Origin of the sequence: Serratia sp. ME47, from assembly GCF_903970925.1 — a bacterium.
Lineage (GTDB): Bacteria > Pseudomonadota > Gammaproteobacteria > Enterobacterales > Enterobacteriaceae > Serratia > Serratia ureilytica.
Map to the genome: position 1 here is coordinate 242,663 of NZ_CAJCKE010000003.1, position 14,318 is coordinate 256,980.

The window sequence follows — 14,318 nt, forward strand, 5'->3', positions numbered from 1 at the left end:
CGGTAAACCGGCAGGCGGGTGTTCCCCGCCTGCATTGCCGTTTTGGGCCACGGCGCTCGCCGTGGTTTTGTGCCGCTTTACGCCGGAGAGCACCCCGATTGAACGACGCTATTCCTCGTCCTCAAGCCAAGTCGCAGAAGGTTTTCACCCCTCTGCTGGAAATCCGTAACCTCACCAAAACCTTCGACGGGCAGAATGCGGTCGAAGACGTCAGCCTCACCATCTATAAGGGTGAGATCTTTGCGCTGCTTGGCCCGTCCGGCTGCGGCAAGTCCACCTTGCTGCGCATGCTGGCCGGTTTTGAACAGCCGACGGAAGGGCAGATCGTGCTCGACGGGCAGGATATGTCGCATGTGCCGCCGTACCAGCGGCCGATCAATATGATGTTTCAGTCGTACGCGCTGTTCCCGCACATGACCGTGGAGCAGAATATCGCGTTTGGCCTTAAGCAGGACAAAATGCCGCGGGCGGAGATCGCCGAACGGGTGGCGGAAATGCTGGCGCTGGTGCACATGCAGGAGTACGCCAAGCGCAAACCGCACCAGCTTTCCGGCGGCCAACGGCAGCGGGTGGCGCTGGCGCGCAGCCTGGCCAAGCGGCCGAAGCTGCTGCTGCTGGATGAACCCATGGGCGCGCTGGACAAGAAGTTGCGCGACCGCATGCAGCTGGAAGTGACCGACATTCTCGAGCGCGTCGGCGTGACCTGCGTGATGGTGACGCACGATCAGGAAGAAGCGATGACCATGGCGGGGCGCATCGCCATCATGAACCGCGGCAAGTTCGTGCAGATCGGCGAGCCGGAAGAGATCTACGAGCATCCGAACAGCCGCTTCAGCGCCGAATTTATCGGTTCGGTCAACGTCTTCGACTGCGTGCTGCAAGAGCGCCACGACGATGCGCTGATCCTGCAAAGCCCGGGGCTGCGCCATGCGATCAAAGTGGATCCGGACGCCTCGGTGGTGGACGGCGTGCCGATCCAGGTCGCGCTGCGGCCGGAAAAGATCCTGCTGTGCGAACAAGTGCCGGAAGACGGCTGCAACTTCGCGGTGGGGGAAGTGGCGCACATTTCCTATCTGGGCGATCTGTCCATCTACCACGTGAAGCTGCACAGCGGGCAGATCATCAGCGCCCAGCTGCAAAACGGCCATCGTTTCCGCAAGGGGATGCCCACCTGGGGCGATGAAGTGCGTCTATGTTGGGAAACCGACAGCTGCGTCGTGTTGACGGTGTAGTGGATCCGGTGAGGAGTAACCCGTATGACCCTGCTTTCTGAACGCGCGCCGGAACCGCCGGCCAAAGCGCCTGGTGCCCTCAGGGCGCTGTTCCATCGCCTGCTGATGGCCCATGGCCGCAAGCTGGTTATCGCGCTGCCGTATTTATGGCTGACGCTGCTGTTTATGCTGCCTTTCCTGATCGTGTTCAAGATCAGCCTGGCGGAGTTGGCGATGGCGGTGCCGCCCTACACCGAGCTGATGAGCTGGGTGGACGGCAAACTGAACATCGCGCTCAACTTCGCCAACTACCTGCAACTGACCGACGATCCGCTGTATATCGACGCCTATCTGCAGTCGCTGCGCGTGGCGGCGGTTTCGACGTTGTGTTGCCTGATCATCGGCTATCCGCTGGCCTGGGCGGTGGCCCACAGCAAGGCGTCGACTCGCAACATCCTGCTGTTGCTGGTGATCCTGCCTTCCTGGACCTCGTTCCTGATCCGCGTCTATGCCTGGATGGGCATTCTGAAAAACAACGGCACGCTGAACAACTTTCTGATGTGGTTAGGGGTGATCGACCAGCCGCTGGTGATCCTGCACACCAACCTGGCGGTGTATATCGGCATCGTCTATTCCTACCTGCCGTTTATGGTGTTGCCGATCTACACGGCGCTGATCCGGCTGGATTACTCGCTGGTGGAGGCGTCGCTGGATCTGGGCGCCCGGCCGCTGAAAACCTTTTTCAGCGTGATCGTGCCGCTGACGCGCGGCGGCATCATCGCCGGCTCGATGCTGGTGTTCATTCCGGCGGTGGGGGAGTTCGTGATCCCGGAGCTGCTCGGCGGGCCGGACAGCATCATGATCGGCCGCGTGCTGTGGCAGGAGTTCTTCAATAACCGCGACTGGCCAGTGGCCTCGGCGGTCGCCACCATCATGCTGCTGTTGCTGATCGTGCCAATATTGTGGTTCCACAAGCACCAGAACAAGGAAATGGGAGGCCAGGCATGAACAACTTGCCGGTAGTGCGTTCACCGTGGCGCATCGCCATCCTGACTGTCGGCTTTACCTTCCTGTATGCGCCGATGCTGATGCTGGTGATTTACTCCTTCAACAGCTCCAAGCTGGTGACGGTGTGGGCCGGCTGGTCCACGCGCTGGTATAGCGAACTGTTCCACGATTCGGCGATGATTAGCGCGGTGGGGCTCAGCCTGACCATCGCCGCCGCCGCCGCCACTGCCGCGGTGGTGCTGGGCGCCATCGCCGCGGTGGTGATGGTGCGTTTCGGCCGTTTTCGCGGCTCGACCGGCTTCGCGTTTATGCTGACCGCGCCGCTGGTGATGCCGGACGTGATCACCGGCCTGTCGTTGCTGCTGCTGTTCGTGGCGATGGGGCACGCCTTCGGTTGGCCGTCGGAGCGCGGCATGTTCACCATTTGGCTGGCGCATGTCACCTTCTGTACCGCTTATGTGGCGGTGGTGATCAGTTCGCGCTTGCGCGAGGTGGATCGCTCAATTGAAGAGGCGGCGATGGACCTGGGGGCGCCGCCGCTGAAGGTGTTTTTCGTCATCACCTTGCCGATGATTGCGCCGGCGCTGATCTCCGGCTGGATGCTGGCGTTTACCCTGTCGCTGGACGATCTGGTGATCGCCAGTTTCGTCTCCGGCCCAGGCGCCACCACGTTGCCGATGCTGGTGTTCTCCAGCGTGCGCATGGGGGTGAATCCGGAAATTAACGCGCTGGCCAGCCTGATCCTGCTGGTGGTGGGCATTCTCGGCCTGATCGCCTGGTGGTTTATGGCGCGCTCGGAAAAACAACGATCGCGTGAATTGCAGCGGGCGGCCCGTAGCTGAATCGTAACAAACCTGCTATTTTTGCAATCAATAAGTATTGCAACTAACTACCTGACTTTACATGCGCCATTTGAATGGCTCCAATGAATTTCACACTGCCGCCAACAACGCGGCAATGTGAAAGGCGTAGGGGCAGTGGCGCGTCGTAGCGGAACACGGATATGTCAGACATGCTGAAAAGCGGGCAGGGAATAAGATCGACTTCGGATGCGCCGGTGCCGGTGATGGTGGCGGGCACCGCCATGGTGGCGATCAAGTGTATCAGCGTGGTGCTGCTGCTGGGCGAGCTGGGCGTCGACGGTGCGAAGGAGTTTGTCAGCACCAGCGCGCAGGCGTGGGATTCCACCTTTATCTTTCTGGCCGGGCTGATGCTGCTGTGCCTGCAAATCAGCTGCGGTTTTGCGGTGATGCGCGGCCGCAACTGGGGGCGCTGGGGCTACGTGGCCTGTCAGTGCATCGTGGTGCTTTACCTGCTGCTGGCCACCATCGGCAGCGTCTTCCCCGAGGTGTTCACCGTGGAAGGGGAAACCAGCGGCCAAATCCTGCACGTTCTGATCCTGCAAAAGATCCCCGACGCGGTGATCCTGGCGCTGCTGTTCGTCCCCACCGCCAGCCGCCGCTTCTTCACCGCGCGCAAGTGAGATTTTAGGCGCGTGGAGTGGTAAACTCTGCGCCCTTAATTCGTCATCCTGAACTTCACGGTATCTTCATGCATTGCGCTTTGTATACGGCGGGCACCTGCCGCTCCTGTCAGTGGCTGGAAAAGCCCTATCCGCAGCAGCTGGCTGACAAACAGCATCACCTGCAATCGCTGCTGGCCGGGCGCGATGTCGCGCAGTGGCTGCAGCCGGTGGCGGGGGAGCTGAGCGCATTTCGCAATAAAGCCAAGATGGTGGTCAGCGGCAGCGTGGAGCGCCCGCTGCTCGGCATGCTGCACCGCGACGGCACGCCGGTCGATCTGAGCGACTGCCCGCTGTATCCCGCCGGCTTTGCGCCGATGTTTGCGGTGCTGAAAAGCTTCATCGCCCGCGCCGGCCTGACGCCGTATAACGTGGCGCGCAAACGCGGCGAGCTGAAATACCTGCTGCTGACCGAAAGCACGCTCGACGGCGGCGTGATGCTGCGCTTCGTGCTGCGCTCGGAAACCAAGCTGGCGCAGCTGCGCGCCGCGCTGCCGTGGCTGCAGCAGCAGCTGCCGCAGCTCAAGGTGATCTCCGCCAATATTCAGCCGGTGCATATGGCGATCATGGAAGGGGAGCGCGAGATCGCGCTGACCGAACAGCAGGCGCTGGAGGAACAGTTCAATCAGGTGCCGCTGTTCATCCGCCCGCAAAGCTTCTTCCAAACCAACCCGCAGGTGGCCGCCGATCTGTATGCCACCGCCCGCGACTGGGTGCGCGCGCTGGGTATCGACAGCATGTGGGATCTGTTTTGCGGCGTCGGCGGTTTCGGTCTGCACTGCGCGCAGCCGCAAACTCGCCTGACCGGCATCGAAATCAGCGCGGAAGCGATCGCCTGCGCGCGCCAGTCGGCGCAGCGATTGGGGTTGCTGCAGGTCGATTTTCAGGCGCTCGATTCCACCCGCTTCGCCACCGCCGAAGGGCAGGTGCCGCAGCTGGTGTTGGTCAACCCGCCGCGCCGCGGCATCGGCCAGGCGCTGTGCGATTATTTGAGCCGGATGGCGCCGGATTACATTCTGTATTCCAGCTGCAACGCCGAGAGCATGGCGAAAGATATCGAGATGTTGCCGGGATACCGCATCGAACGGGTGCAGTTGTTCGACATGTTCCCGCATACCGCGCACTACGAAGTGTTGACGCTGTTGGTGCGGTGTTAAAGGCGCTTTTTGGCAGCGGTGTAAGCCGCTGAACGTTCGCGTTTGCCCACAGACAGGACCAGAACCACGATCTCCGTTTCCATGACGCGATACACCAAACGAAAGCCTGAGGCTCTGAGTTTGATTTTGTAGCAATCGGGCAAACCGGCGAGTTTGTTGGCGGGGACGTGGGGATTAACCAGCACCGATGCCAGCTTTTTTTTGAACTGTTCCCGGATCACCGGGGACAGTTTTTTAAATTCCTTCAGCGCATGTTCTTCGAATTCAAGCTTATAAGTCATCCAAATTGACCTTAATGCGTTTGCCGTTCATCCGTGAACGAACGATTTCAGCGAGTTCGATATCTTCCAGGTATTCCGCGATCGCCTCCCAGGTTTCCGGAGAGACGTAATATCCCGAAATCTTACCGTTGGTCAGGACGGCGACCGGTTGCCCTTGTGCCTCTTTAAGGGCGGCGTTGGGCGATTTCTTAAAATCGCTGATGCTGACAGCCGAGTCGGCAAGAATGGGTTGAACCGTCATGATGTTATCCTTGATGCTAAATTCAGTATCAAATTTAGCACTAACCGGATGCGGTAGCAATCCGATGGAGCCGCCGAAGGAGGGCGACTCCACATGCGGACTTACTGCGGGAACCACTTGTCGTTGATGGCCTTGTAGGTGCCGTCGGCCTTGATGGCGTCCAGCGCGGCGTTCAGCTTGGCCAGCAGCGCCTGATTGTCCGGACGCACTGCGATGCCAAGGCCGGTGCCGAAGTATTGCGCATCGGTGATATGTTCGCCGACCGGCGCCAGCTGCGGGTTGGTTTTCAGCCACTCGTTCACTACGGCGGTATCGCCGAAGACGCCGTCGATACGGCCGTTTTTCAGCTCCAGAATAGCGTTCTGGTAGCTGTCGTAAGAGACGGTGTTAATCTCCGGGTGCTTGTCCTGCATGTATTTCTGGTGGGTGGTGCCGTTTTCCATGCCGAGCTTTTTGCCTTTCAGATCCGCCAGCGAGCTGAACTTGCCTTTTTGCGCGATCACAATCGCCGAGTTGGCATAGTAAGGTTGGGTGAAGGCGACCTGTTTGCTGCGTTCCGGCGTGATATCCATACCGGAAATCACCGCATCGTATTTTTTGAATTTCAGCGCGGCGATCAGGCTGTCGAACGCCTGGTTGGTGAAAGTGCACTGCGCCTGCATCTGTTTGCACAACGCGTTGGCCAAGTCGATATCGAAGCCGACGATCTGGTTGTTGGCGTCCAGCGATTCGAACGGCGGATAGGTGGCGGAGGCGGCGAAGCGGATAGTCTCGGCTGCGGTGGCGTTAAAGGTCATTCCGGCCAACATCGTCGCGGCAAGCAGCAGTTTTTTCATGCGTAGAGCTCCTGTCTGGATCCTGAAAGTGATTATTTCGCTATCGTTTGTTTTTACTGGTAATCGCCAGAGGTTTTTGCGAGGACACCTGCTGATAACCCTGCCACTGAGTGAATTAAAATGCAATATAAATGATTAAATATTGCAATAGGGATAAAAAAAGCCCCGCGCAATGGCGGGGCTGGAGAGGGGGATGGCTTCAGTTGCGGCGCTCAAACGCCAACGCGCGGCGCTCCACCAGCCGCATCAGCAGCGTCAGCAGGCCGTTGACGCACAGGTACACCAGACCTGCGGCGCCGAACACCATCACGTCGTAGGTGCGGCCGTACATCAGCTGGCTATAGCCCATCACTTCCATCAGCGTGATGGTGTAGGCCAGCGACGTGCTTTTGAACACCAGCACCACTTCGTTGGAGTAAGATGACAGCGCGCGCTTGAAGGCGAACGGCAGCAGAATGCGCAGCGTCTGCCGGCGCGACATGCCCAGCGCTTCGCACGACTGCCATTGTCCGGCGGGGATGGCGCGCACCGCGCCGTAGAACAGCTGCGTGGTATAGGCCGCGCTGTTCAGCGCCAGCGCAATCATCGCGCACAGCCAGGGCTGCGACAGCAGGTTCCACAGCCACGGGTAGTCGCGGATCGCCGGAAACTGACCGGGGCCGTAGTAGATCAGGAAGATCTGCACCAGCAGCGGCGTGCCGGTGAACAGCGTCACATAGGCCTTGACCAGCGGCGTCAGGATCGGCGTTTTCAGCGTCAGGATCACCGTCAGCAGCAGCGACAGCAGCAGCGCGACCAGCAACGCGGCGACGGTTAGCGTCAGGCTGGTATGCAGCCCTTTGAGGATTTCCGGTAAATATTCAATCATCAGACCGGCCCCCGTTCAAACCGCGTGGCGCGCAGCTCAATGCGCTTGATGACGTATTGGCTGAACAGCGTCACCAGCAGATAGATGGCCGCCGCGATCACGTACCAGGTAAAGGGTTCCTGGGTGCGAGTGGCGATGCTTTTGGTTTGCAACATCAGATCGTTCACGCTGATCAGCGACACCAGCGCGGTGTCTTTCAGCAGCACCAGCCACTGATTGCCGAGGCCGGGGAGGGCATGGCGCCACATCTGCGGCATGATCAGGCGAAAGAAGATCGCCGCTTTGCCGAGACCCAGCGCCTGGCCGGATTCCCACTGCCCCTGCGGCACCGCTTTGAGCGCGCCGCGCAGCGTCTGCGAGGCGTAGGCGGAATAGAGCAAGGCCAGGGCGATCACCCCGCACAGGAACGGGCTGACCTCGAAATTGTCGATCGCCAGCTGAATCGGCAACTGAAACAGACCGAGGTTAAGGGTAAAGCCGTCGGAGAGCATCAGCAGCAGCTGCGACGAGCCGAAATAGATAAACAGCACCACCAGGATTTCCGGCAGGCCGCGCAGCACGGTCACCCAGGCGGTGCCGAGCCAGCTGACGGCTTTCCAGCGGGACGATTCCCATACGGCGAACAGCATCGCCAGAATCAGCCCGAGGATCAGGGCGCAAACGGCAAGGCCGACGGTCATGCCGGCGGCGCTTGCTAAAGGTTGTAATTCATTCATCGGGGCGTATTACTGCTGGAACCATTTTTTGTAGATGGTTTCATAGGTCCCATCCTGCTTGATCTTGTCCAGGGCGGCGTTGAACTTGCCCTGCAGATCGGTATTTTTCTGGCGTACCGCGATGCCGAGGCCGGTGCCGAAGTAGTCTTTATCCGTTACTTTGGCGCCCACTGTCGCCAGCGCGTCATTCTGCTTCAGCCACTCGTTGACCACCGCGGTATCGCCGAACACCGCATCAACGCGGCCGTTCTTCAGATCCAAAATGGCGTTTTGGTAGCTGTCGTAAGGCACGGTGGTGATTTCCGGGTGCTTGTCGGTCAGGTATTTTTGGTGAGTGGTGCCGTTTTGCACGCCGACTTTCTTGCCTTTCAGCGCCGCCACGTCGGCGATTTTGCCTTTCTGCGCGATGAACAGCGCCGAGTTATCGTAGTACGGCTTGGTGAACAGCACCTGCTTTTCACGCTCCGGCGTAATGTCCATACCGGCCATGACCGCATCGAAACGCTTGAACTTCAGGCTTGGGATCAGGCTGTCGAACGCCTGATTGGTGAAGGTGCACTCGGCCTGCATCTCTTTGCACAGCGCGTTGGCCAGATCGACATCAAAACCCTGAATTTTGTTGCCGGCGTCAATAAATTCAAATGGAGGATAGGAGGCTTCGGTAGCGAAACGGATGGTTTCGGCTGCGGAGGCGGAAACGCTGATGCCGGCCAGAACGGCGGCGATTATTAGTTTTTTCATCGCAAACTCCCCAAATTACAGCAAGTTAATTGTTAGTGTGATAAGTAGTTGGCAAACTCGGTGGTCCGCGGCTGCGTGAAGTGGCTGCTGTCGCCTTGCTCCACCACATGGCCGTTTTCCATGTACACCACGCGGCTGGCGGTCTTGCGCGCCACTTCCACTTCGTGGGTGACGATCACCTGAGTGATGCCGGTGCCGGCCAGTTCGCGAATGATGCTGACGATCTGGGCGGTGATTTCCGGATCCAGCGCTGCGGTCGGTTCATCGAACAGCAGCACCTGCGGCTCCATCATCAGGGCGCGAGCGATCGCTACGCGCTGCTGCTGGCCGCCGGAAAGGTGCAGCGGAAAGCGATCGGCGAAGTCGGTCAGGCGCAGACGCTTGAGCAGCTTGTCGGCGCGCTCCATCGCCTGAGCCTTGGTCAGACCCAGCACGCGGCAAGGCGCTTCTATCAGGTTCTGGACCACGGTGAGGTGAGGCCACAGGTTGTATTGCTGGAAGACCATGCCGACATTTTGCCGCAGTTCGCGAATGGCTTTTTCGCCCGGCGCCTGCTTGAAATCGAATTGGTTGCCGGCGATCTTTAGCTGACCCGAACGCGGCATTTCCAGCAGGTTCAGCACCCGCAGCAATGAACTTTTCCCGGCGCCGCTTGGGCCAAGCAGCACCAGGGTTTCCCCGGCTGGACATTCCAGCGTGATGTCAAACAGCGCCTGGTGAGCGCCGTAATAGCAATTAATACCGTTAAGTTGAATACTCATGCGCCAGAATTGAATAGACATTGATGCCGCAAATGTTAACTTCCACAGAATACTTATGCAATCTTTGTGCGTTAAAATTTATGAGTGTGCGGCGGGACAGTAAAAGATTAGCACAAGATACCGCGACTCAGGCCGAGGGAGGGGATTTGTGGCGCAGGCTGTGAGATCGGTAGCGAAATTTTTTCTATCGGACGAAATCTGAGCGGCGCAAGGGGCGACGGGAACGACCGACGCGGCGGGCCCGCGTCGGCCGGGGAGTGCGGGTTATCGGTTTTCCAGCACCTGACGCACGCTGCCGTTGGTGGCGTGTGCTGGAACATTCAGGTAGCGAATATCATCAACCACCCAGCAGGTGCCTTCGCGCACCATCAGCACTTCGTCTTGCCAGTTCACGGTACTGTTGGCGTCTTTCTGGTAGCTCAAGTCAACGCGCAGCGGGATGTTCTTCGCATCGGTGTTGGGAATGGTCGAGGCGCTGGCGACGGACGCGCTGCTTGGCCCTTGCGCGTTGCCGGAGAACAGATCGCCGGTTATCTGATGCTTGCCCGGATTTTGAGCGGCGCTGACCAGATCCTGATACAGCACTTTGCTCAGATAAGGCTGCAGCTGCGCCAGGCGGTTGCTGTCCGGCAGGCTGGAACCTTGCTGGATGCGCAGGTCATAGAACTTTTGCGCGACCGTATCCGGGCCGCCTTCCACACAGCTGCCGCTGCGGGTGCCGATATCCTTGTATGCCGGTTCCACCGTGGTACAGGCACTCAGCAACAGCGCTAAGGGTAAAACAGCCGCAATCGTTTTTGTTTTCATCTTATTACCTTATGTGAAAGTCTCTACCATGAAGACCGATAGCTTACAGTATAAATGCGTTTTTTGGCCTTGCATTCGTACTGCGTGCCATTGATTAAGCGAACATAATGCCAATCTTCTGGTCATATATACGTTGAATTAATCAAACAAGGAGTTCTGATGCAGCTTTCAACTACCCCGACCCTGGAAGGGTTTACCATCACCGAATACTGCGGCGTCGTCACCGGCGAAGCGATCCTCGGCGCCAACATTTTTCGTGATTTCTTCGCCGGCGTGCGCGATATCGTCGGCGGCCGCTCGGGCGCTTATGAGAAAGAGCTGCGCAAGGCGCGCCTGATCGCATTCGAAGAGCTGGAAGACCAGGCGAAAGAGCTGGGCGCCAACGCGGTGGTCGGCATTGATATCGATTATGAAACCGTTGGTAAAGACGGCAGCATGCTGATGGTGACCGTCAGCGGCACCGCGGTGAAAGTGAGCCGCTAACGCCATGCTTTCTTTTCGCCCCGGCCATTCCGCCGGGGCGACATCCTCTTGATTTATCCCACCTTGTGCTGCTCGACGATTGGGCGGTGTTCCTGCGGCTTCGTGGGCACCGGCTCCTGGCGATGCGGCATCGGCTGAACGGACGTCTGATGGCGCTGCGGCGCCGGGGCCGCATGCGGCATGATGCGCTGTTGCGGCGCCGGCATCGGGCTTATCGCCGCCGGATGCTGCGGCGCTGCCGGTTCGCGGATCACTGGCTGAGTGACGTGCGGGGCCTGCAGAACCTGCGGTCGCGCGACGGCTGGATGCACCGGCGCAGCGGCCGGCATCGGATGCGTCTGTAGCGGCGCTGAATGTACGGCTGTCGGCTGCTGCGGGTGAGGTGCCGTCGGAACGGCATGCGTGAACGTCGGCGTGCTCATCGGCTGCTGTGCATGAGGCGCGATGACCGGCTGTCGCACGTGCGGGACGGCCGCTACCGGCTGGTGTATGGCTACCGGCTGCTGTACGTGAGGCGCCACCGGCTGGGTATGCGCAAAGTTCGGCAACGTCATCGGCGCGTGGGCCGCAGGCGCGACGTGCGGCTGTTGCGGCGCGCCGATGGGCGTCGGTTGAGTGACGCGGGGCGCCGGCGCGGCGGCGGTATTGTAGTTGTTCACCGTGCTGGTGCTGCTGCGATTCACAGTGTTCACGTTGTTATATTGGTTGATGTTGGTGACGCGATTCACCACGGAGGTGGAGTGTGAGACATAGGGCGCATTGCGGTAGACCACCGGCTGGCGGCGATCGTCCCAGCGCATATCCCAGCTGTGCCAGCCGCTGTCGTGCTGGTTAAGCAAGGTAGCCACCGCGATGCCGACGCCGAAGCTGATCACGCCGGCAGCCAGCATGTCGCCGCCGCTGTAGCCCGAGGGCTGATACTGATAGCTCGGGTAGGCCGGGACCGGCGTTCCGTAGGCTTGCCAGGGATCGTAATGCGGGACGTAAACCGTATCCGGCTGGCTGGGTTCGATAACGATGGTCTCGCCCGGCGCCGCCACCACGCGCTGGCGATAGGGCTGCTGTTCGACATAACGCGTCGTTGGCGCCACGACGATGCGCTGCTGCGGGGTGTTTTTCAGCGTGCCTTGGCTGGCCGCCCGTTGACGCATCACCTGAATGGCGTTCATCACGTCGGTGGGATCGTTCAGGTAGGCGCTGCCCAGGGCGGTGGTCCAGGGGATGTTTTTCGCCATTTGATCGAGCACGTCGGGGAATTGCACCAGGCCGCGCACGCTGGGATCCCAGGGCTGAGCGTCGGCCGCTGAGCTGAGCGCCGCCGGTTGCAATCCGCGGTTTTGCGCCAGCCAGGCATCCGCGGCGCTGATTTGGTCAGGATAGCCCGCGCCGGCCAACACCTGCGCCAGCAGCTTGTCGGGGAACAGCGCCACCGGGCTGACCAACTGGTACAGTTGATCGGCGCTCAGTGGCGTATAGGCCGGCGCGCTGGCACTCGTGACGGGCGCGGCCGAGGGCGGGGCGCTCCCGCCCATCGCGTCGGCGACTTTTTGCCGATCGCAGCCGCTGAGCGGCAGCATGGCGGCACAGAGCAACCAGGACAGATAGCGTGGCGTGAACATGTTCGACTCCGCTCTTTCAGCGCAGATGATACTTTGAGACTATCATGGGCGGGAAAGGCCGCCAGCCGGGAGCAACACTCGCTTGCACATCGGCGCTATCTGTTATTATTTCTCGATGAGCGTGATGATTGGATACAGGTCAATCGCGTCGCGTTACATCTTTCACGGACGTCAATCAGGAGGATAAGTGAAAATTTGGCCAGGGATCATCGCCGCCGCGCTGTTGGCGGGATGCCAAAATCCGCAGCAGGACACGCTCGTCGATCGTGGCGCTTACCAGCTCGAAACCTTGCATCAGGCGCAGGGCGCCGATCAGCGCATTCGGTTTCTGGTGATGCACTATACGGCGGAAGACTTTCATTCATCATTGAAAACGCTGACCGATGAACACGTCAGCGCACACTACCTGTTGCCGGCGCACCCGCAGCGCGAACACGGCAAACCGACGGTGTACCGGTTGGTGCCGGAAGCGATGCGCGCCTGGCATGCCGGCGCCAGCGGCTGGCGCGGGCGCAGCAATCTCAACGACACCTCGATCGGCATTGAAATCGTCAACAAGGGTTTCACCCGCAGCATGCTGTTCACCCGCTGGCAGCCCTACACGGCGGAACAGATCGCCGTGTTGATTCCGCTGAGCCGCGACATTATCCAACGCTATGGCATTCAGCCGCAGGACGTGGTGGGGCACAGCGACATCGCGCCGCAGCGCAAACAGGATCCCGGCCCGCTGTTCCCCTGGCGGCAACTGGCGCAGGCCGGCATCGGCGCATGGCCGGACGAGGCAGACGTGCAGCGGCTGCTGGCGGGGCGAGACAGGCAGGCGCCGGTGCCGCTGGCACCGCTGCTCGAAAAGCTGGCGCGTTACGGCTACGCGATCGACCCGTCGTGGGATGCGCGGCAGCAGCGCAATGTGCTGGCGGCGTTTCAGATGCATTTCCGGCCCGACGATGTTCGCGGCGAGCCGGATGCAGAGAGTGAGGCGATTATCGATGCGCTGCTGTTGAAGTACGGCGCGTGGCGTTGATTACAGGCCGTGCAGTTTGCCGTGATCTTTCAGCCAGCGGGCGGTGCGCGCGATGCCTTCTTCCAGCGAGACGATCGGCTGATAGCCCAGCTCTTGCTGCGCGCGGGTGGTATCGAGCGTGAGATCGAAGTTGAGTTTGGCGACGCCGTAATGGGTCAGCACCGGCTCCTTTTCGCTTTTGCTGCCCAGGCGCTCCATGCCGCGCGCCATCATGTCGAGCATCGGATAGGGGACGGAGCGGATGCGGCACTTCATGCCCAAATCGTCGATCAGCTGCTGCACCACGGTGCGAAGCGGGCGCGGCTGCTGGTTGGTGATGTTGTAGGCGCGGCCGGACGGAGTGTCTTCTTTTAGCGTCGCCAGCCACATGGCGTGCACCGCATTCTCCAGATAGGTCATGTCCACCATCGCCGCGCCGCCGCGCGGCAGCAGCAGGTTGCCGTAGCGTTTGATCATCTGCAGCAACCGCGGCAGCATCACCTTGTCGTGCGGCCCGAACAGGCCCTGCGGGCGCAAAATGGTGAAATGGGTCTGCGGATTGGACAGCGCCAATTGCTGGATCACCTGCTCGCCGGCGGCCTTGCTGCGCGCGAACTCGTTGGCGTAACGCTGCGGGCGAAAGTCTTCGGTTACGTTGCGGTGATGGTGGTAGTCGAAATAGATCGCCGGGGAAGAGATGTGAATGAACTGCGCCACGCCATAGGCCGCCGCCCATTCGCCGAGGCGGCGGGTGGCGCGGACGTTGGCCAGTTCGAAGGCTTCTTCGGTGCCCCAGGGTGAGGTAAAGCTGGAGCAGTGCCACAGCACATCGACGTCCGCCAGCATCGCTTTGGCCTGCGAAGAGATCAGGTTGGTGAGATCGGCATGAATGAACTCCGCGCCCATTTTTTCCAGCAGGCCGCCCATCGCCTGGTTACGACCGGTGGCGCGCACTTTGATGCCCTGGCGGCGCAGATATTCAACGGCGTTACGGCCTAACCCACTGGTTGCACCGGTGACCAATACCTTCATAACGGACTCTATTCTCACCCAAAATCGGAATA

Annotated in this window: 17 protein-coding genes; 7 read left to right on the forward strand and 10 right to left on the reverse strand. The window is 60.2% G+C overall.

The window, feature by feature from the left end; all coding sequences use genetic code 11:
- The first annotated feature begins 98 nt into the window (after nt 1–98).
- The 5 genes from potG (at nt 99) to rlmC (ending at nt 4,898) form a co-directional block, all read left to right on the forward strand.
- Complete coding sequence (gene potG, locus H7A77_RS05110) at nt 99–1,232, forward strand: putrescine ABC transporter ATP-binding subunit PotG (protein WP_004938650.1); 1,134 nt, start codon at nt 99–101, stop codon at nt 1,230–1,232.
- 24 nt (nt 1,233–1,256) lie between these two features.
- On the forward strand, nt 1,257–2,219 hold the full coding sequence (gene potH, locus H7A77_RS05115) for a putrescine ABC transporter permease PotH (RefSeq protein ID WP_042784087.1): 963 nt from the start codon (nt 1,257–1,259) through the stop codon (nt 2,217–2,219).
- Nucleotides 2,216–3,061 (forward strand): putrescine ABC transporter permease PotI, encoded by an 846-nt coding sequence (potI, locus tag H7A77_RS05120; protein WP_042784088.1) that lies wholly within the window; start codon nt 2,216–2,218, stop codon nt 3,059–3,061. Before potH ends, potI begins: the two co-directional genes overlap by 4 nt.
- A gap of 161 nt (nt 3,062–3,222) precedes the next feature.
- Nucleotides 3,223–3,702, forward strand: a complete 480-nt coding sequence (locus H7A77_RS05125; protein WP_047024958.1) for a YbjO family protein — start codon at nt 3,223–3,225, stop codon at nt 3,700–3,702.
- 68 nt (nt 3,703–3,770) lie between these two features.
- Complete coding sequence (gene rlmC / locus H7A77_RS05130; protein ID WP_182073897.1) at nt 3,771–4,898, forward strand: 23S rRNA (uracil(747)-C(5))-methyltransferase RlmC; 1,128 nt, start codon at nt 3,771–3,773, stop codon at nt 4,896–4,898.
- On the opposite strand, the gene H7A77_RS05135 is transcribed toward rlmC, so the two are convergent.
- The 8 genes from H7A77_RS05135 to H7A77_RS05170 all read right to left on the reverse strand — a co-directional run bounded on the left by H7A77_RS05135 (nt 4,895) and on the right by H7A77_RS05170 (nt 10,149).
- Nucleotides 4,895–5,179: a type II toxin-antitoxin system RelE/ParE family toxin gene (locus H7A77_RS05135; RefSeq protein ID WP_033633469.1), complete on the reverse strand. Its 285-nt coding sequence runs from the start codon at nt 5,177–5,179 to the stop codon at nt 4,895–4,897. The genes rlmC and H7A77_RS05135 overlap by 4 nt on opposite strands.
- Nucleotides 5,169–5,420, reverse strand: coding sequence for a type II toxin-antitoxin system Phd/YefM family antitoxin (locus tag H7A77_RS05140; protein WP_004928423.1), 252 nt, complete (start codon nt 5,418–5,420; stop codon nt 5,169–5,171). Before H7A77_RS05140 ends, H7A77_RS05135 begins: the two co-directional genes overlap by 11 nt.
- 101 nt (nt 5,421–5,521) lie before the next feature.
- A complete protein-coding gene (artJ, locus tag H7A77_RS05145; RefSeq protein ID WP_015377297.1) occupies nt 5,522–6,256 on the reverse strand; it encodes an arginine ABC transporter substrate-binding protein in 735 nt (244 codons plus the stop codon).
- 199 nt (nt 6,257–6,455) lie between these two features.
- Nucleotides 6,456–7,124, reverse strand: a complete 669-nt coding sequence (gene artM / locus H7A77_RS05150; RefSeq protein ID WP_182073898.1) for an arginine ABC transporter permease ArtM — start codon at nt 7,122–7,124, stop codon at nt 6,456–6,458.
- On the reverse strand, nt 7,124–7,840 hold the full coding sequence (gene artQ / locus H7A77_RS05155) for an arginine ABC transporter permease ArtQ (protein ID WP_025159684.1): 717 nt from the start codon (nt 7,838–7,840) through the stop codon (nt 7,124–7,126). The genes artM and artQ overlap by 1 nt, the downstream gene beginning before the upstream one ends.
- A 9-nt stretch (nt 7,841–7,849) precedes the next feature.
- Nucleotides 7,850–8,581: an arginine ABC transporter substrate-binding protein gene (gene artJ, locus H7A77_RS05160; RefSeq protein WP_033642533.1), complete on the reverse strand. Its 732-nt coding sequence runs from the start codon at nt 8,579–8,581 to the stop codon at nt 7,850–7,852.
- A gap of 32 nt (nt 8,582–8,613) precedes the next feature.
- The gene (gene artP / locus H7A77_RS05165; RefSeq protein ID WP_089192582.1) at nt 8,614–9,342 is read right to left on the reverse strand and encodes an arginine ABC transporter ATP-binding protein ArtP; all 729 of its coding nucleotides are present in this window, start codon (nt 9,340–9,342) and stop codon (nt 8,614–8,616) included.
- A 264-nt stretch (nt 9,343–9,606) separates the two neighbouring features.
- Complete coding sequence (locus H7A77_RS05170; RefSeq protein WP_033642535.1) at nt 9,607–10,149, reverse strand: lipoprotein; 543 nt, start codon at nt 10,147–10,149, stop codon at nt 9,607–9,609.
- A gap of 159 nt (nt 10,150–10,308) precedes the next feature.
- On the opposite strand from H7A77_RS05170, the gene H7A77_RS05175 reads away from it, so the two are divergent.
- Entirely contained in the window at nt 10,309–10,632 is a 324-nt protein-coding gene (locus H7A77_RS05175) for a heavy metal-binding domain-containing protein (protein WP_004928400.1), read from the forward strand.
- A gap of 53 nt (nt 10,633–10,685) precedes the next feature.
- Here the strand turns inward: H7A77_RS05175 and H7A77_RS05180 are convergent, their stop codons facing one another.
- Nucleotides 10,686–12,251: a DUF3300 domain-containing protein gene (locus H7A77_RS05180; protein WP_182073899.1), complete on the reverse strand. Its 1,566-nt coding sequence runs from the start codon at nt 12,249–12,251 to the stop codon at nt 10,686–10,688.
- 187 nt (nt 12,252–12,438) lie between these two features.
- On the opposite strand from H7A77_RS05180, the gene H7A77_RS05185 reads away from it, so the two are divergent.
- Nucleotides 12,439–13,275 carry an N-acetylmuramoyl-L-alanine amidase gene (locus tag H7A77_RS05185; RefSeq protein WP_047024954.1) on the forward strand — a complete coding sequence of 279 codons (837 nt, stop codon included), beginning with the start codon at nt 12,439–12,441 and terminating at the stop codon, nt 13,273–13,275.
- Here the strand turns inward: H7A77_RS05185 and H7A77_RS05190 are convergent, their stop codons facing one another.
- Nucleotides 13,276–14,286, reverse strand: coding sequence for an NAD(P)-dependent oxidoreductase (locus H7A77_RS05190; RefSeq protein WP_004928393.1), 1,011 nt, complete (start codon nt 14,284–14,286; stop codon nt 13,276–13,278).
- Nucleotides 14,287–14,318 lie beyond the last annotated feature (32 nt).